This is a genomic window from Streptomyces sp. CNX435 (genome assembly GCF_059570575.1).
In genome coordinates, this window is sequence record NZ_JCANTA010000010.1 from 162,855 (window position 1) to 188,747 (window position 25,893).

The following is a 25,893-nucleotide window of genomic DNA, read 5'->3' on the forward strand; positions in this document are numbered from 1 at the left end:
CAGCACTTCGTACGCGTCCGGCAGCCGGCGCCGAGGCGGGCCCTACGGGCGGCGCAGGGGGTCGGCGGCGTCGCGCCCGCCGGCGACCTCGTTCTCCAGCAGGTGCTTGCCCAGCAGCTCGGGATCGGGCAGCTCCATCGGGTACTCGCCGTCGAAGCAGGCGCGGCAGAGGTTGTTCTTGGCGATGCCGGTGGCCTCGATCATCCCGTCGATGGAGATGTACGCGAGCGAGTCCGCACCCAGCGACTGCCCGATCTCCTCCACCGACAGGCCGTTGGCGATCAGCTCGGCGCGGGTGGGGAAGTCGATGCCGAAGAAGCACGGCCACTTGATCGGCGGCGCCGAGATGCGCACGTGTACCTCGGCGGCGCCGGCCTCGCGGAGCATCCGTACCAGCGCGCGCTGCGTGTTGCCGCGGACGATGGAGTCGTCCACGACGACGAGGCGCTTGCCGGCGATGACCTCTTTAAGAGGGTTCAGCTTCAACCGGATACCGAGCTGCCGGATGGTCTGGGACGGCTGGATGAAGGTCCGGCCGACGTAGCTGTTCTTGACCAGCCCGGCCCCGTACGGGATGCCGCTGGCCTCCGCGTACCCGATGGCGGCGGGGGTGCCGGACTCGGGCGTGGGTATGACGAGGTCGGCGTCGGCGGGGGCCTCGGCGGCGAGCCGGCGGCCCATCTCGACGCGGGAGAGGTACACGTTCCGGCCGGCGATCTCGGTGTCGGGGCGGGCCAGGTACACGTACTCGAAGACACACCCCTTGGGCTTTGCTTCGGCAAAACGACTGGAGCGCAGCCCGTTCTCGTCGATCGCGATCAGCTCGCCGGGCTCCACCTCGCGGATGAAGCTCGCCCCGACGATGTCCAGCCCGGCGGTCTCCGACGCCACCACCCAGCCCCGCTCCAGCCGCCCGAGCACCAGCGGCCGGACGCCCTGCGGGTCGCGGGCGGCGTAGAGCGTCTGCTCGTCCATGAAGACCAGGCTGAACGCGCCCTTGACCCGCGGCAGCACCAGCGGCGCGGCGTCCTCCACGGTCAGCGGCTTGCCGTCGCCGTCGACCTGCCCGGCGAGCAGCGCGGTCACGAGGTCGGTGTCATTGGTCGCCACCGCCCGCCCGCCGCGCGACCCGCTCTCCTGGGGCAGCGCGGCGACCATCTCGGACAGCTCGGCGGTGTTGACCAGGTTGCCGTTGTGACCGAGCGCGAGCGACCCGTGCGGGGTGGCCCGGAAGGTGGGCTGCGCGTTCTCCCACACGGAGGCACCGGTGGTCGAGTAGCGGGCGTGGCCCACGGCTATGTGGCCCTGGAGGGAGCCGAGGGAGGTTTCGTCGAAGACCTGCGAGACCAGACCCATGTCCTTGAAGACGAGGATCTGCGAACCGTTGCTCACCGCGATGCCCGCGGACTCCTGTCCCCGGTGCTGCAGTGCGTACAGTCCGAAGTAGGTGAGCTTGGCGACCTCCTCGCCCGGGGCCCAGACGCCGAAGACGCCGCAGGCGTCCTGGGGGCCCTTCTCGCCGGGAAGCAGGTCGTGGCTGAGTCGTCCGTCACCACGTGGCACGTATTCGAGTCTAAGGCAGGATGGCCCGGCACCCCGAACGGCGAGAACGTGGCCCGGATCACGTCCCGGCCTCCGGCCCGGGGTGTGGCGGGGTCGGTGTGGATGTCGTGGCCGGTTGACGCAGCAGTTGTTCGATGAGGCGTTCCTTGGCCAGGGCAAGGTGGCGCCGGTAGGTGCCGTAGGGCACCCCCAGTCGCCGGGCGGCGGCCTTGTGGGTGCGCAAGGCCGTGATGTAGGTGGCGGTGAGAGCCTCGTGGGCTTTGACGCCCGCGGGGTCGAGCTGTATCGCGTCGAGGGCGGTGGTGATGGCGCCGCGCAGGTCCGCGACCGGGTCGGGTGAGCCCGACGGCACGAGCTGGGAGTGCAGCAGGACGCTGGTCGCGAATTCGCGTGGGGTCTGCCAGGTGCGCAGCGCCTCGAGCACGCCTTCCTCGAACGCGGCGCGCGGCAGCTGGTCGCCTGGGCCGCTCGTGGAGGCGGTTGCAGGCCATGTCGCTACGGGCGTGACCGCGGTGCGAGCCCGGTGTTGCACCCACTGTTCCACTGTTTGCCGTCGCCAGTCTCGGCCGAAGACGTGCTGTCGCAGGCCGCCGACGTCCACGGCCGCGACCTCCGGCATCCCGGCCTTGGCGAGGTAGCGTCCCCACCGGTCGGCGTCTTCGAAGACGGTGAAGGTCACCGCGCGTCCGTGGCTCGTCATCTCCTCGGCGATGGTGCGCCGGCTGATGAGTTCCATCAGGGGTGAGGGCCGCTGGTGCCCGCCGGGTAGCACCGCGAAGCGGCGGATGCCCAGGTGCTCGCCCGGTCCCAGGGGAGCGTCCGCCTCCACGAGGTCCCAGACCGCTGCGATCACCGGGTCTTCGGCGCGGTCCTCAGGCAGCGGTGCGTCCAGCCGCAGGATGGCCATGAACGAAACGGGTGCGGATGAGCCCGCGTAGCGGTGGACGCGGAAGGCCTCCGGCTGGCGGCGCAGCCAGTGTGCAACCGCGGCTGCCGATGCCGGGCCCTCGGCCTCCTCGGCCATGCGCAGCACGCCGGGCACGTCTTCGGACCGGAGCGGAGCGTCCTCGATGTGGGGGTGCGTCCGGTAGTTGTACAGATTGTCCGGGCCGCCCTGGTCGCGGAAGAGGAACATCCATTCCGCGACGCGCAAGAGCGCGTCGTCGGCGGTGGCGGAGCGCACGGCGTGCAGGCCGGCGAGCGAGATGCGGGCGCGGACGTCGTCGTAGCGCTCGGGGTCCCGCCAGCGCAGGTCGGCCTCGAGGGTCGCCCGCACCGCGTCGTGCGGGTGCAGCCCTTCAGGCGTGGCCTCGATGTAGGGCAACTGGCGCAGCCAGGAGAACACCGCGTTGGTGTCCTGGTCACCCAGCACTTTGCGGAGCAGGGGCTCGCGGGTGACGTAGGCCTGCGCGACGACTTCGAGGGCGCGTCGGTGGACGGCGCCGGGCAGGTCGCCGACCAGCCGCTCGACCAGGGTCGTCAGGATGTCGCCGGTGGGGTACCACGGTGCGCCGGGTGCCGCGGCGGGCACAGAGGCGGCCAGCGAGAGGGCGAGCGGGCTGCCTCCGGCGAAGGCGACGAAGGCGCCGCGCTGCTCGGCGGGGACACCCCGGGCGGCGAGCAGGGCGCCGGACTGGGCGGCGTCGAGCGGCTGCACGGCCAGTGCGGTGAACAGTTGCGCCCATCCAGGGTCCAGCGACCATTCGGCGTCGGGGGCGGTCCTGCTGGCCACCACCACGATCGCATGGTCGGCGAGCCGGAGCAGGAAGGTTTCGCGCAGCCACGTCTCGAGGGGCTGGCACTGCTCGAAGGTGTCGATGAGCAGCACCGTGCCGGGTTCGGTGCACGCCGGGGCGGCGGCCTCCTCGAGTCGGCGCGGATCGGCGTCGAGGAACCGTGCGTCCACGTGCACCACGCGGCGGCCGACGAGTTCCGCCTGCCGGGCGGCGTAGCGCACCAGCGAGGACTTGCCGATGCCACCGGGGCCGTGCAGGTACGCCACAAACGGCGCTTGCGCCGCGCCCGAGAGCATCCGGTCGAGCACCGCCCGCTCCGGCTCCCTGCCCACCAGCGCACCGGCTCGTGCCGCGGCCAGCCGGCCCGCCAGGCCCCTCGTACCCAATCCGGGCTCCTCTCGTCAGGCCCATATTGCTGTCGAAGATCCGATTGATGAAGCGCTTTCGACGTGAGTAGCACCGAGCGCGGAGCAGCACCCGGGACTGAGAGTGCTGCTCGCATGCATGCAGCACCGACTCGACGTCGTCCGGGTGCTACGCCACAGTCCCTGTCCTCGGCGTGGCTCGTCGCTTCTTCCACCGGCCCCACGTCGAGCGGGACGTGTCGTGGTCCCATCTGCGTGGCCTGGGTCGGATCCTTATGCGCCGCCTTTGCGGCGGCGAGGTGCGGCCGAGCGAGACGGCGTCGAGCGCATGTGGTCGCGCACCGGCGCCAGCAGGCCGCCGAGAGCCTTGACGTCGTCGCGCGAAAGCGGCTCGAACAGGAGGCCGCTGACTACCTCGACGTGACCCGGCAGCACCTTCACAAGCAGCGTACGCCCGGCATCGGTGATGGTGACGGTGATGCTCCGCTCGTCGTCCAGCGAGGGAGCGCGGATGACCAGGCCCTTCTTCTCGAGCAGATCCACCTGGTATGTCAGGCCGCTGCGGCTGTAGACGACGCCGTCGGCCAGGTCGGTCATGCGATGACTGCCCGTCGGCGAGTCCCCGAGGCGGGCCAGCAGCTGGAACTGCACATAACTGAGATCGCCGACCTCGCGCAGCTGCTGCTCGACGGCATGCCGGAGCAGGCTGGTCACCTCGATGAGGTCGAAGTAAGTGCCGAGCTGCACAGCGTCGAGCGACGGCGGTGAATCAGGCATGACCGAAGTCTACTGCTTCGAATTCGAAGAGTGTGGGGTGCCGACTTCCAGCTACCGCAGGCGGCGCTGGAACCGAACTTCTCCGCGTGTTTCGATGCCATCCCGGCCGGGTGTATTGAGCCGGACGCGGGGGTCTCACGGGTCTGATGTCGTGACCTCGTGCGCGCACGGTGTGGGCAGTGTTGGGCCCGGCTGAGCACCGCAGAACATGGAGATCGGGCAGTGGTGCGGCGCAGGGTTGCGAGCAGAAGGACGGCGCCGCCGCCCACAGATCTCGAGGACCGGGCGACCCCGGTGCTCGCCGCCTCCCCGAGCGAGGTGCTCGACTTGTTCTTCGCCGTCCTCGGGGACGGTGTCCTCTCCGGCATGCCGGTGCTGCTGGCGCTCAACAGCGGCTCCCGCTGGCGGCCGCCGGACCTCGCGCAGGTGCTACGCAGGCGCCTGGCCAGCGTGCACGCCGACCCCGTGCCCACGGTCGTCGTCGCCGACCCCGCCGACTGGCCGGCCACGGCTCACAGCGACGCGGCACGACTGCGCGCCTGCATCGACCAAGCCGGCGCCGAACTCGCCGTGGCGATGCGCTCGCACCGGCAGTGACCGGCAACACTTGCTTCGAATTCGAAGCAGAGGTATCGTCATCAGCAGTTGCTTCGAATTCGAAGCAACATCGACTCGCAGTGAAGGTGAGAACCGAAATGAAGGCAGTACGTTTCCACGAGTACGGCGACCCCGACGTCCTGCGCTACGAGGACGTGGAGCAGCCCGCCCCGGGGGCCGGTGAGGTCCGTATCCACGTCGCCGCGACGTCGTTCAACTCCGTCGACGGCAACATCCGCGGCGGCTTCATGCAGGGCCCCATCCCGGTGGTGCTGCCGCACACTCCCGGCATCGACGTCGCCGGCACCATCGACGCGCTGGGCGAGGGCGTGGCCGGCATCGCGGTCGGCGACGACGTCATCGGCTTCCTGCCGATGGACGGGAACGGCGCCGCCGCGGAGTACGTCCTCGCGCCCGCCGAGGTCCTGACGCCGGCACCCAAGAGCGTCCCGCTGCCCGACGCCGCCGCACTGCCAATCGTGGGTCTCACCGCGTGGCAGGCGCTGTTCGACCACGGCAAGCTGACAGCCGGGCAACGCGTGCTGATCAACGGCGCCGGCGGAGCGGTCGGCGGCTACGCCGTGCAGCTGGCCAAGGGAGCCGATGCCCACGTGATCGCCACAGCCAGCCCGCGCAGCAGCGAGGCGGTCACGTCGGCCGGCGCCGATGAGGTCATCGACCACACCACCACCGGCGTGAGCGCGGCGGTGACCGAGCCGGTCGACGTCGTGCTCAACCTCGCGCCGGTCGACCCGGCCGAGCTGGCCACGCTCGTCACGCTGGTCCGTCCAGGCGGGGTCGTGGTGAACACGACGGTATGGATGCCCGCGCCCTCCGACCAGGAGCGCGGTGTGCGCGGCATCGACCTGTTCGTCCGCAGCGACGCCGACCAGCTGTCGCGGCTGGTAGCGCTGATCGACCGCGGCGAGCTGCGCGTCGACGTCGCCGAGCGAGTGCCGCTGTCCGAGCTGCCGGCGCTCCACGCCCGGGCCGCCGAAGGCGCGGTGCACGGCAAGGTCATCGTCGTCCCGCCCGTCGCCTGACGCCGATCCTGCACCGAAAGGAAAAGGCCATGGCACTCAGTTTGGATCCCGAAATCGCCGAGGCGCTGGCCCCGATGGCTGGCGCGATGGCGGACGCCACACCACCGGTAGTGGGGGACATCGCGGCGCGGCGCGCCATGTGGGAGCCGATCATCGGCGCCGCGGGAACGGCCCAACCGATCCCGGCCGACGTGAAGACCAGCGAGCACTACACGACCGCCGGCGATGGCGCGCGGATCACCATGCGCTGGTACACCAAGGACGGCGAGGCGCCCGGCCCGGCCGTGCTGTTCTTCCACGGCGGCGGATACATCCTCGGCCACATCGACCTGTTCGACGGGCCGCTCACCCGCTACGTCTCCGCCAGCGGCGTGCCGATGCTGTCAGTCGAATACCGCCGCGCCCCCGAGCACCCCTTCCCGACACCGCTCAAGGACGCCTACACCGCACTGCGCTGGCTGCACGAACACGCCGCCGAACTCGGCGTCGACACCGACCGGATCGGCGTGATGGGTGACAGCGCCGGCGGCGGAATCGCCGCAGCCGTGTCGATCCTCGCCCGCGAGCGCGGCGGCCCGAAGATCGCCCGGCAGATCCTTCTCATGCCGATGCTCGACGACCGCACCACCACCCGCGATCCACACATCGCGCCCTACCTGCTGTGGTCCTACGACGACAGCCTCACCGCATGGCCGGCCCTGCTCGGCGAGGCCGCCGGCGGGCCCGACGTCCCGGCCACGGCGGCCCCGGCCCGGCTCGAGGACGCGACCGGCCTGCCGCCGGCCTACATCGAGGTCGGCCAGCTCGACGTCTTCCGCGACGAAGACACCGCCTACGCCACCAAACTCAGCCGCGCCGGCGTGCCGGTCGAATTCCACCTGCACCCCGGCGCCCCGCACGAGTTCGACTCCATCGCCTTCACCTCCGACGTCGCCCGCCGCGCCATCGCCGACCGCATCCGCGTCCTCAAGTCGATCTGAGCCGGCACCGAGCGCGCGACGGCCGGGAGACTGCCGGACTGCATGAGACCCGCCCGCACCTGATCCTCACCTGACTGACCTTTGAAGGAGACGATTCCGATGATCCCCGACGACGACCCGTCCCGCTCGCTGACCGTGGCGAACCCCGACGATCCCGGCACGACGTACATCTCTCTGGTGGGCAACACGTACGCCATGCTGGTCACCGGCGAGCAGACCGACGGCCGGTACTGCCTGATCGACATGCGCGTCCCCGACGGCGGCGGCCCGCCGCCGCACCGGCACGACTTCGAGGAGATGTTCACCATCCTCGAGGGCGAGATCGAGTTCACCTTCCGCGGCGAGAAGCACACCGTAGGGGCCGGGTCCACGGTCAACATCCCGGCCAACGCCCCGCACAACTTCCGCAACGCTTCGGGTGCGCCGGCCCGCATGCTGTGCATGTGCACCCCCGCCGGCCAGGACGAGTACTTCACGCGCATCGGCGATGTCGTCGCGGGCATGGACGCGCCGCCGCCACAACTGTCGGAGGACGAGCTCGCGGAACGCCGCCGCCGTGCGGCCGAGTTGGCCTCGACCTACCGGAGCGAGTTCCTGTGACTCACGGAGCCGACAAACCCGGCACCGGTCGACAGGGTGAAGTTCCCCTTGCCGAGCGGCCCCTGTTGACCGCCTGCCAGCCCGACAACGCCGTGCCCGAATTCCGGTTCGGCATGCTGCGCGCCGTCAACTTCTGGCGAGAGCTGGACGGCTCGACCGAGGCGAAGGTGTGGCGGTACATCGAGCGTCACGAGCCGGGCCGCATCCGGCCGGTGTCGAGCTGGTCGCCGTATCCGACGCGCCGCGCGAGTGCCCACTGTGCTGCCCGTGGGAAGGCCGCGTACTGACCATCACGGGCCCGGCCGGCGCCCGCACGGCATCGTCGAGCACGCCGCCGAGGACGACCGCCTGATCCCGTTCGCGTCGCCGCCGGCAACCAGACGGATCGTGCCGTGATCATCCTCGACGACAAGCTGGTCACCGCTGCCGCCCGCACGGCCTGTGGGCATCCGGCTACGATCTGCCGCCTACTACGTCGCCGGACAGTCGATCGTCGCCTGGGAGGACTCGCCGCGCATGGACTCGGGCTCCTCGAATCGACGCGCAATACCAGGAGTCCCAACTGCGCGTGAACAGGATCCTGGCATGCGCTAAAGCGGGAGCCTGCTTTGCGTGAGAGCGGGATCGTGAGGTCATGGAATCCATCTACCGGCCTCGCCTGGTCGATGCGCTCGTCGCCGAACTCATCGCCGAGGTACCCGCGGTATCCCTGATCGGACCTCGCGCATCGGGCAAAACCACCACGGCACGGCAGTACGCGGCCTCCGTGATCCACCTCGACCAGCCAGGGGTCGCCGAGGTCTTCCGCACCGATCCCGACGCCGCGCTCCGCGGGCTCGCTGAACCGGTGCTGTTCCGCTGCACCCATCTCAGTGCTCTGGGGATAGCACAGACATCCCAGACATGCGCCAGCGCAGCGGGCCCGCGGCTGGCCGTGCCCCGCAGACGCCCACCACCCGCCCAGCCGCGACAGTGGGTGGTCGGCAGGCGCAATCGTGCCCAGCCTTCTTGTCAGACACCGCTGTTACGTTGACGCGAGGATCTTGCTTCGACCTCTGGAGAGGGCGCATGTACGACGAACGGCTCGCCGAGTTCTCCCGCGAGCGGTTGGACGGCCGTCCCATACCCGACGATCTGCGCATGCTGCTGGTGGCGCAGTGGGAGGGCCGCACCGACTTCACCCACCTTCTCGACCTCGACTTCTTCGAGCCGGGAGAGGTCCACCCGCTCCTGGACACCAGCTATCAGAGCGAAAAGGAACTCGCGGACTCGGACATGCAGGCCATCAACGCCGGAGCCGCGGAGATGGCCAAGTACGTCAAGCTCGTGGCGAAGGGCGGAAAGGGGTGGATGGGCTACTGGCTGCATCCCGACGAACCCGCGGACCGCCCCTGGCATCTCATCGAGCTGGACACCGAGTTCAGCTTCTGGGGCCTGGTGGGCGTCACCCTGACCGAGGGGGCCGCGTCCGAGGCGGCTCGCTACCAGGACGAGCCCGACGAGCGAGTCGCGTTCACCCAACTGGCCGCCGAACTCGCCGAGCTTGGCCTGCCGTTGAGCACCCGGGACTACGACGCTCTCGATGACACCGAGTACACGGTGGACCCGGAGGAACTCATGGAGGAGCTGATCGAAGCCGAACGCGAGAAGCGCGGTCTCAGCTGAGCGGGGAGGCGCCAGCGCCCGGGTGCCGCAACGGGTGCGGTCACCGACTTGATCTTGCTCAGCAGCGAGACGGACACGGAAGCGCGCCGCGCGAGCGTCGCCTGCGACAGCCCGTGCGCTGTCCGTGATCACAGCGGCTGCAGGCCGGTGACGTCCCGGGTTCAGGACGGCCGCCCGGATCACGTCCCGGCCTCCGGCCCGGGCGGCGGGGCGGGGCCCGGGTCCGCCGGCCGCGGCGAGGGCCGGGCGGGATAACCCGGTGCGGCGGCGTACGTCGGCCACTACGGTCAGCCGTACGGGCCTGCACGAGGTGGGTGTGTGCCGCCGACGGGAGCCGCCGTCGCGCGCGGTGGCCGGGCGGCGGCCCGTGTCGCTGTGGGAAGGCGACGCCGAGCGGTTCGGGGAGTTCGTCGGGCAGTACCGGATCGAGAGCGGACTGCGCCGGGCCTGAGCCTGCGGCCGGACCATTCTCTCGGAGGAAGGGGCGCTCGCTATGTACGCCGTGGTCGTCTGGTGGGACCTGGCCGACTCCGGCCAGACCATCGAATCCTTGCGCCGCTACCTGCGCGACGAGTCCGTCTCCGCCTTCGCGGACGTACCGGGTCTGCGCTTCAAGATGTGGCTCTCCGACCCCGACACCGACAGGTGGGGGGCGGTTCTCCTGTGGGAGTCGAAGGAGGCGTCGGAGCAGCCGCTGCCGAGTCGCGCGGTCGAGCTGATCGGCTATCCGCCGGCGGTTGCGCACACGTTTGACGTGGAGGCCACGGTCGAGGGCCGCTTCGAGATGGAGCAACTCGCCCTTCGCGGCCTGGCCTTCCCCGGGAGCACCGAGGACACACGGCCTTGAAGGGTGCCTGCGTGCGCTACCCGAGGGCCTTGGCGTACCAGTGATCCGCCTTGCCGTGCCCCTCGTACGGCGTCGTCTCCTCGTATCCGTACCGCGTGTACAAGGCGCGCGCCTCGGTGAGCTGGGCGTTGGTCTCACACACGATCCGGGCGGCGCCCAACCTCCTGGCCGCCTCCTCGACGGCGAACAGCAGGCCCCGGCCCAGCCCCGCTCCCCGCCCGGCGGGATGCACGTACATCCGCTTCAGCTCCGCGGTCTCCGGACTTCCGCCCAGCAGCCTGACGCCCGCGCAGCCCAGAAAGTCGCCTCCGTCGCCGCGTGCGACGAGGAACTCACCATGGGGTGGACCGAGGTCTCCGTGCGGGTCCTTCTCCAGGACTGTTCGCAGCTCGGCCTCGGTCGCCGGGCGTCCCAGCACCCGTCGCCCGATCTCCGTGAAGTACTGCCGCATCACAGTGTCGACGGCCGGGCCCGTGACCGGCTCGGCTCGGATCGTCCACGTAGGCATGCGGGCCATGGTTCCGGACTCACCGCAAGACGTCGACCGCTCTGTCGCCCGGTGGGCTGGGCAGATGCCTAGAGCGACATGCCGGAGAGCTTCGAGAGCCGGAGCAACTGGGCGTTGCCGCGCCGGTGCAGCGACGACAGCACGCGGAACACCTCGCGGCCCATCGGGTGGATCCGCGCCATCTGCGGTGCCACGTCCCACGCCGTCGACAGGCTCTCCAGCGCGGCATCCCGGTCGCCGGTGTCGAGCTGTGCGCGGGCCGCGTTGATGTACGTGGGCGCGATCCTCGTGGGCGGCAGGCCGTCCAGCGCCGCGGCGAGGTTGTCGGCAAGCGCGAGCGCCGCCCGCGGCCTGCCGAGGTCCACCCGGGTCGCAAGCTCGTGGGTGAAGACGTTCTGCGGGCCGACCGTCAGCCCGTGTACGTCCATGTCCCGGCCGATGCCGGACGCCGCGAGCCTTGCCGCACGTACATGACGCTCGGCCTCGCGCCGCCCCTCGCGCTTGTCGTCGAGCCGACCGGCCAGCGTCATTCCGCGCAGCGACAGGACGCACATAGCGATGTCCCGGTCCGCCCCGCCGAGGTCCGACTGCGCGTCGGCGATCGCCCGGTCCACCACGGTCAGCCCGCGCTCGATGTCGCCGAAGTTGAGGTACGTCCCGGCCCGGTCCCGCGCCGCGATGGCCGCACCCAGCGGGTTGGGCTGCTGCTCGACGGCCCACCGCTCACGTGCGACCGCCAGCTCCGCCAGGTCCATCCACCGGTGCCGGGCGGCCAGCCAGTACACGCTGCTGTACGCCTCGGCCAGCGCCATCCACGCGGCGGCGGTGTTCTCCGCATGCGCGTACGTGGTCGTCTGCCGCACCAGCCCAGGCAGCAGCGTCAGCAGCGCCCGCACGTCAACCGCATCGCGGTACGCCCCGGCCGCCGCAAGCCCCGCGTCGATCCGGTCCCCGGCCACGGCCCGGGCGTCCGGCAGGTCGTAGTCCCGTACGGCGGCCCGCAACGCGGCAAGCTGCGCCCCCGCCTCCTGCCCGCCGACCCCCGCCCGGCCCAGCACGGCGTCCATGGTCACGCCCAGTGCCTTGCCCACCGCGGCGGCAACGGCGGGCGTGAGCGTGCGGTCCCCGACCTCGATCTTGCTGAGCAGCGAAACGGATACGGAGGCCCGCCGCGCGAGCGTCGCCTGCGACAGCCCGTGCGCGGTCCGCAACGCCTTGAGGTTCGCGCCCGGAGGCAAGTCCGTGGTGCTCATGAATCCAGTCTTCCGTGTTCGGCGGCACTCGGCTCGCGTGTGCAAGCGCTGTGCAAGTTCGCGACCGACGTGCGCATTTAACTGATTGTGACGATAGCGCTACGCACAGGAGGTCTCATCATGCACCCATCGGCGCCACTCGCCCAGGGGGCAGGCAGCGCTGCAGCACGCCTACCCCGCAGAACCCGCGGCGCAAGCCTGGATCATCGCGGCCGAATCGCCTATCCGGGTCAGGCCTCCGCGGAACCGCCCGGCGTAGGCAGTATCGACGGGCTCGCGGGCAAGCGGCAGTTCGCCCGCAGGGCGCGGGCGGTGGCCCGTGCGCGGGACTTCGTCGCGGGCCTGCTCGGCCCCGAGGCCGGGGCCGGGGTCGCCGACGACATCCGCGTCTGCGTCTCCGAACTCGCCACCAACGCCGTCCGGTACGGGCCTCGCGGGCGTGACTTCCTCGTACGGGTCACCACCCGCGACGGTGCCGTACGAGTCGAGGTGCACGACGCCGGCGACGGCGCTCCGCGCGTGTGTGCACCCACCCACGACGATGCCCACGGCCACGGCCTGCTTCGTGGTCGCGGCCCTCGCCGACGACTGGGGCGTCAGCGACCGTACCGGCCCGGGCAAGGCGGTCTGGGCGGAGTTCAGGACCGCCGGAGACTCGGCGGCTCCCCCCAGGACGGGGACGCGGTGAGGCTGCCCCGCCGGGTGCGGCCGTACTGCGCGAGGGTGTGGAAGGCGGCTTTGGGTTCCCACGGCAGGCCCGGGTACGTGGTGCCGGTGCGGCCGTCGGCGAGGACCTTGACCACGCCGTAGGACGCCTTGTCGAAGTCGCGGTCGTCGTCGTCGGCCGCATGCGGGAGGTCGTAGCGGGCGAAGGTGTTGACGAAGGCCGCGTCGGTGGCGGACGAGTCGAAGACGTCGATGAGGTGCCGCAGGTGGTCGGCTTGTTCCTGTTCGTCGCGTACGACGGGCTCGGTGAACCGCACCGGACGGGCGCGGTCGTCCCACGCGACGACGGCGTCTCCCCGGCCGCCGGCGTCGGCGGCCCCGCGGTAGGTGGTGCAGCCGAACTCCGTGACGGCGGCCGGTTTGCCGTGGGCGGTCAAGGCGCGCAGGCCCGCGGCGAGGCGGTCGGCGCGCTGGGCGTCGGGGTAGCAGGCGTCGGTGGCGACGATGCCGAACGGCGTCCAGTCGACGCCCTCGAACGGCAGTGAGGCGTACCCGATCCGGCCGCCGAACCGGGTGCGTACCGCGGCGACCGCCTCGTCGAGGAAGGCGTTGACCCGGGCGGGGAGCCCGGGCAGGGCGGCCCGTAGCCGCTGCGGGTCGGCGAGGAGGGCGGCGCGTTCCTCGTACGAGTCGCCGGGGAGCAGGCCGGTGGTGAAGAGGGAGATCTCCGAGCCGGTGAGGAAGACGACCTCGGCGCCTGCGCGGCGCAGCCGTTCGGCGCGTTCCGCGCCGTCGGTGAGGAAGTCGAGGAGTTCGCCGGTGGTGAGGCCGTTGGTGAACGGCGAGTACCACACCTCCAGTCGGGCGTCGGCCGCGTGTCGCGCGGCGGTTTCGAGCCGGTCCCGGTCGCCGCCGGTGACGCGTACGGCGTCGCAGCCCAGCTCGTCGCGGATGATCTGCATCTCGCGGCGGACGACCGCGGGATCGAAGGGTTCGCGCGTGGTGGTTCCGGCGGTGGTGAAGCCGGTGTCGTAGGTGATGCCGAAGGTGCGCACGGCAGGGTGCTCTCCTCACATTTTACGGTACGGCCCGGACCGTATTGGGTACGTACCGTACCTTACACGCCGCGTGGGCGGCCGGAAAGTACGATGCGTACCGTCGGAGACGAAGGGGACGGAGCCGGTGGCACCAGACGGGAAGAAGCCGCGGCAGACCGCGGCGACGCGGCGGCGCGGGGCCGTGCTGGAGGAGGCCATCCTGCGTGCGGCCACCGACGTGCTGACGGAGTCCGGCGTCCCGGCCCTGACGATGGACGAGGTGGCCCGGCGGGCCGGGACGAACAAGAACGCCCTGTACCGGCGCTGGCCGAACCGCGTCGCGCTCGGCGTGGCGGCGTACCGCCGGCTCGCCGCGGCGGAGACCGTACCGCCGGACACCGGCTCGCTGCGCGGCGACGCCCTGGAGATGCTGCGGCGCGCGAACAGCACCTGGTCCTCACCGTACGGGGAGATCCTGCGCGGCCTGATCGCGGCGGCCGGCGGCGCTCCGGAGCTGCTGGCCGAGTTGCGCGACCCGGCGGCGGAGGGCGCGCAGGAGGCGGCCTGGCTGACCCTGCTCGGCCGGGCGGTGGCCCGCGGCGAAGCCGCGCCCGAGGCGCTGCACCCCCGGGTCGCGTCGGCGCCCGTGGCGCTGCTGCGCAACGAGTACGCGCTGCTCGGGGTCCCGGCCGTGCCCGACACCGTGCTCACCGAGATCGTCGACGAGGTCTTCCTGCCGCTGGTCCACGGACGGGGCGTGCAGGGAGGGGGCCCGCACGGACGGGGCCCGCGTCAGCGCCGGTCGTGATCACCGCGTGAGGCGGGCGGTGATCTCCTCGGCGGTCAGCACGAGCGCGAAGCCCTTGCGCAGGACGGCGAGTTCGGGCTCCTGCCGGGACTCGTCGTCGGTGGCGGTGACGTCGGATCCGACGACGACCTTGTAGCCGCGTTCGTATGCCTGCCGGGCCGTGGTGCCGCAGCAGTAGTTGGTGAGCGTGCCCGTGACGATGACCGTGTCGCGGCCGAGGTTGCGCAGCATGGTGTCGAGCGGGGTGTCGTAGAACGCGCCGTAGGAGGGCTTACGTATCACGGCCTCGTCGGCGCGGCGGCCCATCGGGGCCCACACGTCGGCGGGGCCCGGCCGGCGCCACCCGGTGTCGGCGTGCGGGAGAAACGGCAGGGCGTGCGGCCGGTCCAGGCCGAGGTGGGTGTCGTCGAAGATGGTCCACAGCACAGGGACGGCGGCGGTGCGGCAGTCTTCGACCAGTTGCCGCAGCCGGGGCGCCATCCGGGTGGCCGCGGGCACCCAGTACGGGCTCCAGCCGGGCCGGACGAATTCGTCCTGCATGTCGATGACCAGCAGCGCCGCGCGCTCGGGCCGTACGTCGAACGAGGCCCGGCCGCGGTCGTAAGCCGCCCGTGCCCGCTCGGTCACCCATTCCTCCGTGTACGCCATCCCTGCGCCCTCCATCGATTCGAGATACCTCGTTTCGATGTGCGAGACTAGCACCATGCTCGAACTCGCGATCCTGGGATTCCTGGCCGAGGGCCCGCTGCACGGCTACGAACTGCGCCACCGGATAGCGCACCTCTCCGGCCACGCCCGGCCGGTCAGCGACGGCAGCCTCTACCCCGCGATCAACCGACTGGTCCGGGCCGGGCTGCTCGGCCGGCAGACCGAACCGGGCGCCTCGGCGGCCCAGCGGCACACCCTGAGCCTGACCGACGCCGGCCGCGCCGAGCTGCTACGCCGGCTGCGGGAGGCCGACGGGCTGGACGTCAGCGACAGCACCCGGTTCTTCACGGTGCTCGCCTTTCTCTCCCAGCTGCCCGACACCGCCGACCGGCACGCGGTGCTGCGCCGCCGGCTGGCGTTCCTGGACCAACCCGCGAGCTTCTTCCACGACCGTGACCGACCCCTGGGCGCGGAGGACGTCGACGACCCGTACCGGCGCGGCATGCTCACCATCGCCCGCGCCACCAGCCGCGCGGAGAAGTCCTGGCTGCGGGCGATGCTGAACTGACGCGGCACCCGTCGTCGTTCAGTCCGGCCGGCCGCCGAACTGCCAGTTGTGCACCTCGATGTCCGCGTACCCGTCCGCCGTCAGGACGGCCCGCGCCGCCTCCGGGTCCGCGGCCCGTACCAGCGCCGCCGTGCCCAGCCAACGAGCCCCGTCGTCCGACAGCAGGGGGCCGTACGCGATCAGCTCGTCCCGCTCCGGCGGCGGGGCCAGATCGACGGCCGGGCCGGCGCCGAGGCCCAGGACGAGGTAGCGGCTGCCGCCGGTGCGGCCGCCGGGGAAGTCCCACATCGTGCGGCCCAGCACGTTGCGCCAGCGGCGCAGCAGCACGTCGCGGTACGCGCCCGCCTGGTAGCCGGGCTCGTCGAAGGCGAACGCGCGGGCGGTGGCGGCGTCCGGGAGGTCGAGGATGTGCACGCTGCCGGTGGGCGCGACGCCGTCGTCGGCCATGGTCGGGCCGCGGGCGATCATCTCCGCCGCGTACCGGTCCATGTAGGACCAGTGCTCCTCCAGCAGCTCGTTGCGCAGCGCCAGAGATCCCGGCCGGTCACGGTGGTGACAGAAAAACTCCATGGCCGCCAGTCTTCAGCACCGGATGGACAGGAAGGGGGCGGGAACACCGGCCGGAACCGCGCCCGTGCCGTCGCGAGTGTCAGAGTCGCGAACTAAAGTCGGAAACCGGAGTGGGAGGGAGGGCCGGGGCGTGCGGGGTCGAGAGCGTGGGTTGGCCGCGGTCGTGGCCGGGCTGGTGCTGGGGCTCGGACTCGGACTCGGACTCGGGCCGGGGCTCGGTGTCGAGCAGGCCGCCGCGGAGGACGGGAGGACACAGGCCGGTTATCTCGCCGAGCGGCTGCGCGAGGACCCCGTCTACATCTCCGATCAGGTGCCCCTTGAGGTGCCGCGCTCGGCGGCGGGGGAGTTCGCGAAGGCGGCCGACCGTACCGGCGTGCCGACGTACGTGCTCGTGCTGCCGAACGCGCCCACGTTCACCGATCAGTTGCTCGCCGCCGTGCACGACAGGCTCGGCGAGGACGGGCTGTACGTGCTGGTGGACGCCGGTATGTCCTGGATCGACGCCACGTCGTACGGGGTAGACGTTCCTATACGAGACGCCAAGTCGGTGACGACGTACGAGTTGCCCTTCGACGCCTGGCCGATCGAGTCGTTCGAGCTCTTCGTCGAAGCGCTGACCTCTGACGACGTCGCCGAGCGGGCGCGGGCCGCACGGGAGAAGTACGGCAGTGGGCCCGACGGGCAGTCGCCGACCGCCACGCCCGAGCCGCTCCATCACACCCCCCGGGAGGAGCCGGAGCCGGAGAGCGACGACGAGGTGTCGATCACGGACCGGAAGAACCAGAGCTTCGTCACCGGGATCTCGCTGGCCGGGCTGCCGCTGCTCATCCTCCTCGTCGGCGGCTACGTCCGGCGGCTGCGGCGGCTCCCGTACGCGACCGGACGGGGGCGGCACTGATGTGGGCGTGGCTGCGCAGACGGCCGGAGATTCCCGCCGCCGTGCTGGTCGCCGCGGTGATCGCAGTCGTCGCCGGCCAGCTGTTCGGGGGTGGCTCTTCACCATCGGCCGACGCGAGGCCCGCGCCCGAGCCGTCCGCGGCGCACAAGGCGACCAAGGCGGATCTGCGGCTCCGGGTGGAGCGGGTCGGGGCGGCGCTCGCCGCCGAGCCGCTCTACGCCGATCCGGAGAGCGAGCAGGTGCTGGACGCCGCGGAGCGTCGCGAACTGCTCGACCGGATCGGTGACTTCGACCACAAGGTCTACATCGCGATCGTGCCGATACAGCGGGAGGACGAGTCCGGCGGCGATGCGCTGGAGCTGATGCGGCTGCTGCACGAGCAGGTCGACCAGGACGGCGTCTACGTCGTCGCCGATCCGTACGTCGGCGACATCGACATCGCCAACTACGCCACGCTGCTGGACAGCGACTACCTCGAATACGAGCTGCCCCGCCGGGTGATGAGCGCCGACACGAACTCCGACGTCGACGACGTGCGGCTCCCCGAGCGGCTCGGCACGTTGATGAACCTGCTGGAGGAGGCGCCACGGAACAGCACGCCCGGAGAGCCCCCGTACCAGCTGCCGGCGGAGGACGAGGCGGAGGAGGAGTACGAGCCGGAGCCGCTGCCGTCGGTGTTCGGCGCGGACTTCGGGCCCGGCCTGGGCGTGGGCGCCTTCCTGGCGCTGGTGCTGTTCGGCCTTGTGGTCGCGGCGTTCACGCCGATGCGGACGCGGCGGCGGCGCCGCGCCGCGATGTGGGTGCCGGTGCCCGCTCAGCTGCCGGCATGGCCGCCGGGCGCCATAGCGGTGGCCGCGCCGGGCGCGGCCGAATTCCGTGCGCCGGAACGGGCGGAGCTGCACCGGGCCGCGGACGACGCCCTGCGGTCGCTCGCCCAGCGGTACGCGGCCGCGGCGGACGGCCCCGGCCCCGGGAAGGCGCCGGAGGTCTCCGGCGGGCTCGGCGCGCCCCACGGCGATCCCGGCGTCATCCGGGCCGCCGACTGCCTCGACGCCGCGCTCCTCGCGGTGGACGGGCAGCAGGACGGGCGCGTCGACCGGGACGCCGCCCCGGAGGCCCTGGTCTGCGCCCTGGTGCTGGCCCGCGCCGGGCACGCGGCGCTCGGCGGCGCCACCGACGACTACCGGTGCTGCGCGACCAACCCGCTGCACGGGCCCGAGGACACCGAGCCGGCCGCCGGGCCGGGCTACGCGCCAGGCTCCGTACCGGGCCATGCGCCGGGCCCCGTGCCGGGTCCGGGCCCCGAACCGGGTCCGGGCCCCGAACCAGGTCACGCACCAGGCCCCGTACCGCTCTGCGCCGCCTGCCGGCACGCCGCCGCTCCGCCGCACGGCATGCGCCTGCAGTTGCCCACCCCGCACGGGCCCGTCCCCTACGACTCCGTCCCCGGACCGCTGGCCGCCGCCGCGACCGGGGTCACCGAACTCATCCACCAGGTCCGGGAGTACGCCGGTGTGCCGCACTGACTCCGCCAGACGCCTGCTCGCCACCATGCTGACCACCCTGCTCGCCGGGACCCTCGCCGTGCTGCTCGGCACCGGGTCCGCCGGGGCGCAGCCCAGCGCCGCCGAGGAGATCGCCGACGCACTGCGGCGGTCGCCGGTGTACGTGGACGACGCGTACGAGACCGCGCTCCCGCCCGACCGGCAGCAGGAGCTGGTCGCGCAGATCGAGGACACCGGGCTGCCGCTGTACGTGGTTGCGGTGCCGCTCACGACGGGCGACGCGTTCGGCGGCGACCCCCGGCAGCTCGCCGGCGCGGTGCACGACCGGCTGGGCCGGGATGCCGTCATCCTCACCACGAGTGACTTCGCCGACGCGCTGGAGGGCTGGGAATGGCCGCACGGCAAGCACCAGGCGGGACCCGCCGCGGCTGCCGTCCTCCACCTCGACGAGATGCGCGACGCCGGCCTCGGCGCCCGGCTGGCCAAGGCCGTCGAGATCGTCGCCGCGGGCAACGGGGACGAGGTCTACGAACAGGCCACCGAGGACGTGCGCACCCCGACGCCGACCCCCACCCCGGCCACCGAGACGCCGGCCGGTGCCGAGGACACCGAGGGCGCCGGCGGCGGAACCGGCGGCAGCGTCGGCACCGTCGCCCTCATCGCCGCCGCCGCGGTCGTGCTGACCGTGCTCGCCGGGCTGCTCCTGGTGCGCCGCCGCCGGGTGACCGGCGGCCCGGCTCCGTTCGCCTTCCCCCGGGCGGTGTTCGCCGCGGCCACGGCCGCCGACGAGGCGGACCTGCGCCGCCGCGCGGAGGCCGAGGTCGTCGCCCTCGGCGAAGCGGCGCAGGGCCACCCGCACGACGCCGACCCGGCCGGCCTCCGGCGCGCCCTGGACGCGTATGCCGCCGCGGGCACCGTGCTCGACGCCGCCCGGGGCCGCGCCGATCTGGCGGGCGTCCTGGCCCTGGTCCTCGAAGGCCGCGACGCACTGCAGGGCTCGCGGACCGCCCAGCCCCTGTGCTTCTTCAACCCTCTGCACGGCCGCGGCGCCCGCCGCCTCAAGTGGCGCCCGCTCGGCCGCCGCGACCACCTCCGCGTCTCGGCCTGCGCCGCGTGCACCACCGCCGTCCAGACCCGGCGGGCCCCGGAGGTGCTGACCGAGCGGGTGGACGGCCGCGACCTGCCGTACTTCGAGGTTCCCGCGGAGCGCAGCCTGTGGGCCGCCACCGGCTACGGCTCGCTGGTGAGCAACCCCCTGGCGGCACGAGTGGCCCGCGGCGACTTCACCCGGAGCCTGGATTCCTGACACCCGTCACCGGCCTGAGCGGCATCCTCGATGACGGTTCCAGGGGCAGGCGCGTGCGCGTCACCGGGCGAACACCCCGCGGACGCCCGCCCCCGGGCACCCCTCGCGCCGGGCGCCGCGTCAGGCCAGCACCGGGAGCACCTCGCGCAGGTCCGCCCGGTCGCCGCTCGCCGTGACCGTGCCCTCCTCCCGCGCCGCCTCCCAGGTCGTACGGCCCGTCGCCAGGCGGATCCACGTCAGCGGGTCCGCCTCCACCACGTTCGGCGGCGTGCCGCGGGTGTGGCGGGGGCCCGCTATGCACTGGATCGCCGCGTACGGCGGGATACGTACCTCCACCGCCGCGCCCGGGGCCTTCGCCGCCAGGGCGTCCGCAAGGACGCGGACGACGGCGGCCACCGCGGCCCGGTCCAGGGGGATGCCGACGCCGGTGGCGCGGGTCAGGTCGTCGGTGTGCACGACCAGTTCGACAAGGCGGGTGACGGTCACGTCCAGGGCCGTCATCGGGCCGAAGCGGTGCGGCAGCAGGCGGTCGGCTCGTACGGCCTCGGGTTCGGCCGCCGCCAGCCGCTCCGCCGCCGCGTCCAGCGCCGCGGCCAGCGCCGCCGCGGACGGTGCCGCCGGGGACGCCGCTGCCGCGGACGCCGCCGCCGGGCCGTCGCCGTGCTCCGCCGCGATGCGCGCCGCGTCCCGTACGACACCCGCGGCCTTGTCGTCGGCGGCGCCCGCCGTGGAAACCGCCCACGTCGGCAGGTCGACCGCAGCCCGCGCCGCCGCCGGGGGCCGCTCACCGAGCAGCCGCGGCACCGCCTCGATCTCGCCGACGACGTGCGCCAGCAGCAGCCGTACGTCCCAGCCCGGCAGCCCCGACGGCAGCGCGAGCCGGCGCTCGTCGAGCGCGTGCGCCGCGGCGCTCAGCGCGCGCACCTGCGCCGTGAGCGCCGCCCACGTCTTCTCCGGGTCGTACGTACGCGCCCTGCGGGCGCCACTGCGCTTGGCGGTCGGCATGACAGGAGCGTACGACCGATGTCTGACAACGCGGACCTGTGCCACCATGCGCCCATGCCTATCGCCGACCGCTACCTCGCCGAAGACGAGTCGCTGGTGTACGTGACCCGCCAGCACTGGACCACGCTGGTCAACGAGTTCCTCGCGCTCTGCGTCATCGCCGTCGCCGCGGGCGCGCTCGTCTGGTGGCTGCCGCGGGACGAGGACTGGGGGAAGTACACGACCTTCGGGGTGCTGGCGGTGGCGGCGATCTTCGCCTGCTACTTCTGGCTGATCCCGCTGCTGCAGTGGCGCAGCACGATGTACATCCTCACCACCAAGCGGCTGCACAAGCGCAGCGGCTTCCTGTCCAAGTCCGGCCGCAGCATCCCCCTCGCGCGCGTGAACGACGTGTCGTTCCGCGCCAGCCTGTGGGAACGGGTCATGCGCTACGGGACGCTCAACGTGCAGTCCGCGTCCGAGCAGGGCGTGATGACGCTCCGGCACGTACCCGACCCGGAGGGGCTGAAGGCCGAGATCTACCGGGCCGTGGACTCCCTCGGGCGCGGGTCGGGCGGGTCCGAGCCTGCGCGCTGACCCGCCCCCCGTAGCGAATCTCCTTAGGAGAACAGTTCCGGGATCGTCCGCTCGTACGTCTCCCGCAGCTCTGTCAGCGGAATGCTGAACTGGCCCTGGAGCTCGACGGCGTCCCCGTCGACCACGCCGATCCGCGTCGCCGGCAGCCCCCGCGCCCCGCACATGTCCGTGAACCGCATCTCCTCGCTCCGCGGCACCGCCACCACCGCCCGGCCCTGCGACTCCGAGAACAGGAACACCGCCGCCTCGCTGCACACATCAGCGGCTCCGCCGCGGGCCTCCGGCACCACCAGCCGGGCGCCGTGGCCGCCCTTCAGACAGGACTCCACCACCGCCTGGACCAGCCCGCCGTCCGACAGGTCGTGCGCCGCGTCGATCATGCCGTCGCGCGACGCGGCGATCAGGATCTCCGCGAGCAGCCGCTCCCGCTCCAGGTCGACCGCCGGCGGCAGCCCGCCCAGGTGGTCGTGGACCACCTGCGACCAGGCCGAGCCGCCCAGCTCCTCCTTCGTCTCGCCGAGGAGGTAGAGCAGCTGGCCCTCCGTCGCGAACGCCATCGGCGTGCGCCGCGCCACGTCGTCGATCACGCCGAGCACGCCGACCACCGGCGTCGGGTGGATCGGCTGGTCACCGGTCTGGTTGTAGAGGGAGACGTTGCCGCCGGTGACCGGGGTGCCCAGGGTGCGGCAGGCGTCGGCCAGGCCGCGGCACGCCTCGGCGAACTGCCACATGCCCGCCGGGTCCTCCGGCGAGGGGAAGTTCAGGCAGTCGGTGACCGCGAGCGGGCGGGCGCCGGTGGCGGCGACGTTGCGGTACGACTCCGCCAGCGCCAGCTGCGCGCCCGCGTACGGGTCGAGCTTGGCGTAGCGGCCGTTGCCGTCGGTGGCCAGCGCGACGCCGAGGCCGGTCTCCTCGTCGATGCGGATCATGCCGGAGTCCTCGGGCTGCGCGAGGACGGTGTTGCCGAGGACGAAGCGGTCGTACTGCGAGGTGATCCACGACTTGTCCGCCTGGTTCGGCGAGCCGACGAGCCGCAGCACCTGGGCGCGCAGCTCGTCACCCTCCGCGGGGCGCGGGAGCTTCGCGGCGTCGTCGGCCCGGAGGGCGTCGAGCCAGCCCGGGCGGGCCATCGGGCGCTCGTAGACCGGGCCGTCGTGGGCGACGGTGCGCGGCGGTACGTCGACGATCTGCTCGCCGTGCCAGAAGATCTCCAGCCGGTCGCCGTCGGTGACCTCGCCGATGACGGTGGCGGTGACGTCCCACTTCTCGCAGCTGGCCAGGAAGCGGTCGACCTTCGCGGGCTCGACCACCGCGCACATCCGCTCCTGCGACTCGCTCATGAGGATCTCCTCGGGCGAGAGCGTCGCGTCGCGCAGCGGTACGACATCGAGTTCGACGCGCATGCCGCCGGTGCCGTTGGAGGCCAGCTCGGACGTGGCGCAGGACAGCCCGGCGGCGCCGAGGTCCTGGATGCCGACGACCAGGTCGTCGGCGAACGCCTCCAGGGTGCACTCGATGAGCAGCTTCTCCTGGAACGGGTCGCCGACCTGGACGCTGGGGCGCTTGCTGGGCCCCTTTGTGCCGTCGGCGTCGTCGAAGGTCTCGGAGGCCAGGATGGAGGCGCCGCCGATGCCGTCGCCGCCGGTCCGCGCCCCGTACAGGATGACCTTGTTGCCGACGCCCGCGGCCTTGGCGAGGTGGATGTCCTCGTGCCGCATGACGCCGACGCAGAGGGCGTTGACGAGCGGGTTGCCCTGGTAGCAGGGGTCGAAGACGACCTCGCCGCCGATGTTGGGCAGGCCGAGGCAGTTGCCGTAGCCGCCGATGCCGGCGACGACGCCGGGCAGCACGCGCTTGGTGTCGGGGTGGTCGGCGGCGCCGAAGCGCAGCGGGTCCATCACGGCGACGGGGCGGGCGCCCATGGCGATGATGTCGCGGACGATGCCGCCGATGCCGGTGGCGGCGCCCTGGTAAGGCTCCACGTACGAGGGGTGGTTGTGCGACTCGACCTTGAACGTCACGGCGTAGCCCTGGCCGACGTCCACGACGCCCGCCTGCTCGCCGATGCCGACGAGGAGGGCGTCGGAGGGCGGGGCCTTGTCGCCGAACTGCTTCAGGTGCACCTTGCTCGACTTGTACGAGCAGTGCTCGGACCACATCACGGAGTACATGGCCAGCTCGGCGCCGGTCGGGCGGCGGCCGAGGATCTCGCGGATCTGCTCGTACTCGTTTCGCTTCAGGCCGAGTTCGGCCCAGGGCTGCTCGGCGCCGGGGGTGCCGGAGGCGTTCTTAACGGTGTCCAGGGTCACGCTCGCTCACTCCTTCGCGCGCGGGGGTCCAGACGGTGCGGGCTCAGGGCGCGAACTCGCTCGCTCGCCGTTCCGGTATCGAGGGGGGTGCGCGTCATGCTGCTCATGCGTGGACCAGCCTCTTGAGGATCGAGGTGAAGAAGCCCAGGCCGTCGGTGCGGCCGGTGCCGACGAGGGCTTCGACGGCGTGCTCGGGGTGGGGCATGAGGCCGACGACGTTGCCCGCCTCGTTGGCGATGCCGGCGATGTCGCGCAGCGAGCCGTTGGGGTTGCCGTCGAGATAGCGGAAGACGACGCGGCCGGTGGCCTCCAGCTCGTCGAGCGTGCGCTCGTCGGCGGTGTAGCGGCCGTCGATGTTCTTGAGCGGGATGTGGATGTCCTGGCCCGCGGCGTAGTCGCCGGTCCAGGCCGTACCGGCGTTCTCCACCCGTAGCTTCTGGTCCCGGCAGATGAAGTGCAGGTGGTTGTTGCGCAACATCGCGCCGGGCAGAAGATGAGTTTCCGTGAGCACCTGGAAGCCGTTGCAGATGCCGAGGACCGGCATACCGGACCGGGCTTGCTCGATGACCGTATCCATCACGGGTGCAAAGCGCGAAATGGCACCCGCCCGCAGATAGTCGCCGTAACTGAAACCGCCGGGGAGCACGACGGCGTCGACCTGCTGCAGGTTCTTGTCACGGTGCCAGAGCGAGACCGGCTCCGCGCCCGCCAGCCGAACGGCGCGCAGTGCGTCGCGGTCGTCAAGAGATCCCGGAAAGGTGACGACGCCGATACGAGCGGTCACTTCGTCGCTCCCCGGTGCGCGACTTCCTCGACACGTACCGTGAAGTCCTCGATCACGGTGTTCGCAAGGAAGGTCTCGGCCATCGTGTTGATCTGCGCGAGGGCGGCTTCGTCGACCGGGCCCTCCACTTCCAGCTCGAAGCGCTTGCCCTGGCGGACGTCGGCGATCCCGGCGAAGCCGAGGCGCGGCAGCGCACGCTGCACCGCCTGTCCCTGCGGGTCGAGGATCTCCGGCTTGAGCATGACGTCGACTACGACGCGGGCCACTGGCTACTCCCGGTAAGGGTTGTGAAGAAGCGGTGATGACAGCGTACCGTGCGGGCAAATCTACCCGGGTAGATATGCGTCGGCCCGGTTACGTTTCCGCATCGCCCGTGATATCCACTTGGGTAAAGGCCCCGATAAACGTAGGGTCCGCATTGCGACGTGAGACGCGGGCTCAAACACCCGGCTTCCGCATCAAAAGCCGTCGCGATACAAAGGTTAAAGCACTGATCAAATGAGCCGGCGCTCCCGCGGCCCCAGGTCTTCTGCGCAGGTGACGCGGCGGACGGGATAGCGGCAGGCGCGACCGACGGAAGGACCGGTTTCGTGGCGCAGCGCGTAGTGGTCAGCCTCTTCGACGACATCGACGGCGGAGAAGCGACCGAGACGGTCAACTTCGGACTCGACGGGAAGTCGTACGAGATCGATCTCAATGCCTCGAACGCCAAGAAACTGCGCAGCACGCTGGCCCCCTTCCTGCGGGCCGGGCGGAAGCGGGCCGCGACCGGACGGGCGTTCACCCGCACCGACATCGCGCCCAACCCCGCCACCGTGCGCGCGTGGGCCGGGTCGCATGGCATGGAGGTGCCGGCCAGGGGGCGTATCCCGAAGAAGGTCTACGAGGCGTTCGAAGCCGCGCACTGACGTCGGTTTCCGGCCGTCCACCGACCGCCAACCGGCCGTCCACCGGCCGCAGGTCCGGCCGTTCAGCGGACCGGCTTGCCATCTGCCCCCCGGGATCCGATAGAGTCGGGACACGCGCCAAGGGGTGACGCCCCAAGGCCACGCGGGTGTAGCTCAGTAGTAGAGCGCCCTCTTTCCAAGAGGGAGGCGCAGTGTGCGATTCCTGTCACCCGCTCCGCCACAGATGCCCTGTTAGTGATGGGGTAGAGTGGAGCACGCGCCGGACGGTGAGAGCCGTGCGGATGCATGCGGACGTGGCTCAGTTGGTAGAGCATCACCTTGCCAAGGTGAGGGTCGCGAGTTCGAATCTCGTCGTCCGCTCGGTGAGAGCC

28 protein-coding genes, 2 tRNA genes and 1 pseudogene are annotated in these 25,893 nt (G+C 71.9%); 19 read left to right on the forward strand and 12 right to left on the reverse strand.

Annotation, left to right across the window (positions count from 1 at the left end; genetic code table 11):
* Positions 1–42: 42 nt before the first annotated feature.
* The 3 genes from purF to T328_RS18685 form a co-directional block, all read right to left on the reverse strand.
* Positions 43–1,563 (reverse strand): amidophosphoribosyltransferase, encoded by a 1,521-nt coding sequence (gene purF, locus T328_RS18675; protein WP_496497210.1) that lies wholly within the window; start codon positions 1,561–1,563, stop codon positions 43–45.
* 58 nt (positions 1,564–1,621) lie between these two features.
* Positions 1,622–3,685, reverse strand: coding sequence for an ATP-binding protein (locus T328_RS18680; protein ID WP_496497211.1), 2,064 nt, complete (start codon positions 3,683–3,685; stop codon positions 1,622–1,624).
* A gap of 252 nt (positions 3,686–3,937) precedes the next feature.
* Positions 3,938–4,441, reverse strand: a complete 504-nt coding sequence (locus T328_RS18685) for a MarR family winged helix-turn-helix transcriptional regulator (RefSeq protein ID WP_496497212.1) — start codon at positions 4,439–4,441, stop codon at positions 3,938–3,940.
* 294 nt (positions 4,442–4,735) lie between these two features.
* Between T328_RS18685 and T328_RS18690 the strand changes: the two genes are divergently transcribed.
* From T328_RS18690 to T328_RS18730, 9 genes are all read left to right on the forward strand, one after another.
* The gene (locus T328_RS18690; RefSeq protein ID WP_496497213.1) at positions 4,736–5,038 is read left to right on the forward strand and encodes a hypothetical protein; all 303 of its coding nucleotides are present in this window, start codon (positions 4,736–4,738) and stop codon (positions 5,036–5,038) included.
* Between the two features lie 98 nt (positions 5,039–5,136).
* On the forward strand, positions 5,137–6,081 hold the full coding sequence (locus T328_RS18695; RefSeq protein WP_496497214.1) for an NADP-dependent oxidoreductase: 945 nt from the start codon (positions 5,137–5,139) through the stop codon (positions 6,079–6,081).
* Between the two features lie 29 nt (positions 6,082–6,110).
* Positions 6,111–7,061, forward strand: a complete 951-nt coding sequence (locus T328_RS18700) for an alpha/beta hydrolase (RefSeq protein ID WP_496497215.1) — start codon at positions 6,111–6,113, stop codon at positions 7,059–7,061.
* A 99-nt stretch (positions 7,062–7,160) separates the two neighbouring features.
* Entirely contained in the window at positions 7,161–7,661 is a 501-nt protein-coding gene (locus T328_RS18705) for a cupin domain-containing protein (protein ID WP_496497216.1), read from the forward strand.
* A 65-nt stretch (positions 7,662–7,726) separates the two neighbouring features.
* On the forward strand, positions 7,727–7,948 hold the full coding sequence (locus T328_RS18710) for a hypothetical protein (protein ID WP_496497217.1): 222 nt from the start codon (positions 7,727–7,729) through the stop codon (positions 7,946–7,948).
* A 347-nt stretch (positions 7,949–8,295) separates the two neighbouring features.
* Entirely contained in the window at positions 8,296–8,694 is a 399-nt protein-coding gene (locus T328_RS18715) for a hypothetical protein (RefSeq protein WP_496497218.1), read from the forward strand.
* A 35-nt stretch (positions 8,695–8,729) separates the two neighbouring features.
* A complete protein-coding gene (locus tag T328_RS18720; protein ID WP_496497219.1) occupies positions 8,730–9,326 on the forward strand; it encodes a hypothetical protein in 597 nt (198 codons plus the stop codon).
* 259 nt (positions 9,327–9,585) lie between these two features.
* Positions 9,586–9,777: a hypothetical protein gene (locus tag T328_RS18725; protein WP_496497220.1), complete on the forward strand. Its 192-nt coding sequence runs from the start codon at positions 9,586–9,588 to the stop codon at positions 9,775–9,777.
* Between the two features lie 42 nt (positions 9,778–9,819).
* The gene (locus T328_RS18730; RefSeq protein ID WP_496497221.1) at positions 9,820–10,173 is read left to right on the forward strand and encodes a hypothetical protein; all 354 of its coding nucleotides are present in this window, start codon (positions 9,820–9,822) and stop codon (positions 10,171–10,173) included.
* 16 nt (positions 10,174–10,189) lie between these two features.
* Here the strand turns inward: T328_RS18730 and T328_RS18735 are convergent, their stop codons facing one another.
* Together T328_RS18735 and T328_RS18740 are read right to left on the reverse strand one after the other, a co-directional pair.
* Positions 10,190–10,681 carry a GNAT family N-acetyltransferase gene (locus T328_RS18735; protein ID WP_496497222.1) on the reverse strand — a complete coding sequence of 164 codons (492 nt, stop codon included), beginning with the start codon at positions 10,679–10,681 and terminating at the stop codon, positions 10,190–10,192.
* A 68-nt stretch (positions 10,682–10,749) separates the two neighbouring features.
* A complete protein-coding gene (locus tag T328_RS18740) occupies positions 10,750–11,934 on the reverse strand; it encodes a helix-turn-helix domain-containing protein (RefSeq protein ID WP_496497223.1) in 1,185 nt (394 codons plus the stop codon).
* Between the two features lie 312 nt (positions 11,935–12,246).
* Here T328_RS18740 and T328_RS18745 point away from each other — a divergent pair.
* Positions 12,247–12,622: pseudogene (locus T328_RS18745) on the forward strand (ATP-binding protein).
* Here T328_RS18745 and T328_RS18750 read toward each other — a convergent pair.
* Positions 12,573–13,655, reverse strand: a complete 1,083-nt coding sequence (locus T328_RS18750; RefSeq protein WP_496497224.1) for a hypothetical protein — start codon at positions 13,653–13,655, stop codon at positions 12,573–12,575. The pseudogene T328_RS18745 and the gene T328_RS18750 sit on opposite strands and share 50 nt — an antisense overlap.
* Positions 13,656–13,782: 127 nt before the next feature.
* Between T328_RS18750 and T328_RS18755 the strand changes: the two genes are divergently transcribed.
* On the forward strand, positions 13,783–14,445 hold the full coding sequence (locus T328_RS18755; RefSeq protein ID WP_496497225.1) for a TetR/AcrR family transcriptional regulator: 663 nt from the start codon (positions 13,783–13,785) through the stop codon (positions 14,443–14,445).
* Here T328_RS18755 and T328_RS18760 read toward each other — a convergent pair whose 3' ends face one another.
* Entirely contained in the window at positions 14,446–15,093 is a 648-nt protein-coding gene (locus T328_RS18760) for a cysteine hydrolase family protein (RefSeq protein ID WP_496497226.1), read from the reverse strand.
* A gap of 37 nt (positions 15,094–15,130) precedes the next feature.
* Here T328_RS18760 and T328_RS18765 point away from each other — a divergent pair, with 37 nt between their 5' ends.
* The gene (locus T328_RS18765; protein ID WP_496497227.1) at positions 15,131–15,661 is read left to right on the forward strand and encodes a PadR family transcriptional regulator; all 531 of its coding nucleotides are present in this window, start codon (positions 15,131–15,133) and stop codon (positions 15,659–15,661) included.
* Positions 15,662–15,679: 18 nt separating this feature from the next.
* Here T328_RS18765 and T328_RS18770 read toward each other — a convergent pair whose 3' ends face one another.
* Positions 15,680–16,231, reverse strand: a complete 552-nt coding sequence (locus tag T328_RS18770) for a YciI family protein (RefSeq protein ID WP_496497228.1) — start codon at positions 16,229–16,231, stop codon at positions 15,680–15,682.
* Between the two features lie 151 nt (positions 16,232–16,382).
* Between T328_RS18770 and T328_RS18775 the strand changes: the two genes are divergently transcribed.
* From T328_RS18775 to T328_RS18785, 3 genes are read left to right on the forward strand one after another with little or no spacing between them, the layout of a single operon-like run.
* Positions 16,383–17,129 (forward strand): hypothetical protein, encoded by a 747-nt coding sequence (locus T328_RS18775; RefSeq protein WP_496497229.1) that lies wholly within the window; start codon positions 16,383–16,385, stop codon positions 17,127–17,129.
* Positions 17,129–18,655 carry a hypothetical protein gene (locus T328_RS18780; protein ID WP_496497230.1) on the forward strand — a complete coding sequence of 509 codons (1,527 nt, stop codon included), beginning with the start codon at positions 17,129–17,131 and terminating at the stop codon, positions 18,653–18,655. Before T328_RS18775 ends, T328_RS18780 begins: the two co-directional genes overlap by 1 nt.
* A complete protein-coding gene (locus T328_RS18785) occupies positions 18,642–19,940 on the forward strand; it encodes a hypothetical protein (RefSeq protein ID WP_496497231.1) in 1,299 nt (432 codons plus the stop codon). The genes T328_RS18780 and T328_RS18785 overlap by 14 nt, the downstream gene beginning before the upstream one ends.
* 120 nt (positions 19,941–20,060) lie before the next feature.
* Here T328_RS18785 and T328_RS18790 read toward each other — a convergent pair whose 3' ends face one another.
* Complete coding sequence (locus T328_RS18790) at positions 20,061–20,945, reverse strand: sterol carrier family protein (protein ID WP_496497232.1); 885 nt, start codon at positions 20,943–20,945, stop codon at positions 20,061–20,063.
* Between the two features lie 54 nt (positions 20,946–20,999).
* On the opposite strand from T328_RS18790, the gene T328_RS18795 reads away from it, so the two are divergent.
* Positions 21,000–21,521 (forward strand): PH domain-containing protein, encoded by a 522-nt coding sequence (locus tag T328_RS18795; RefSeq protein ID WP_496497233.1) that lies wholly within the window; start codon positions 21,000–21,002, stop codon positions 21,519–21,521.
* A gap of 23 nt (positions 21,522–21,544) precedes the next feature.
* Here T328_RS18795 and purL read toward each other — a convergent pair whose 3' ends face one another.
* The 3 genes from purL to purS form a co-directional block, all read right to left on the reverse strand.
* A complete protein-coding gene (gene purL, locus T328_RS18800; RefSeq protein WP_496497234.1) occupies positions 21,545–23,830 on the reverse strand; it encodes a phosphoribosylformylglycinamidine synthase subunit PurL in 2,286 nt (761 codons plus the stop codon).
* A 103-nt stretch (positions 23,831–23,933) separates the two neighbouring features.
* Positions 23,934–24,614 (reverse strand): phosphoribosylformylglycinamidine synthase subunit PurQ, encoded by a 681-nt coding sequence (gene purQ, locus T328_RS18805; RefSeq protein WP_496497235.1) that lies wholly within the window; start codon positions 24,612–24,614, stop codon positions 23,934–23,936.
* Complete coding sequence (gene purS, locus T328_RS18810; RefSeq protein WP_496497236.1) at positions 24,611–24,880, reverse strand: phosphoribosylformylglycinamidine synthase subunit PurS; 270 nt, start codon at positions 24,878–24,880, stop codon at positions 24,611–24,613. Before purS ends, purQ begins: the two co-directional genes overlap by 4 nt.
* A gap of 324 nt (positions 24,881–25,204) precedes the next feature.
* Here purS and T328_RS18815 point away from each other — a divergent pair, with 324 nt between their 5' ends.
* The 3 genes from T328_RS18815 (at position 25,205) to T328_RS18825 (ending at position 25,882) form a co-directional block, all read left to right on the forward strand.
* Positions 25,205–25,522 carry a histone-like nucleoid-structuring protein Lsr2 gene (locus T328_RS18815; protein ID WP_496497237.1) on the forward strand — a complete coding sequence of 106 codons (318 nt, stop codon included), beginning with the start codon at positions 25,205–25,207 and terminating at the stop codon, positions 25,520–25,522.
* Between the two features lie 142 nt (positions 25,523–25,664).
* Positions 25,665–25,736, forward strand: a tRNA-Gly gene (locus T328_RS18820).
* Positions 25,737–25,809: 73 nt separating this feature from the next.
* Positions 25,810–25,882: transfer RNA gene (locus T328_RS18825), tRNA-Gly, on the forward strand.
* Positions 25,883–25,893 lie beyond the last annotated feature (11 nt).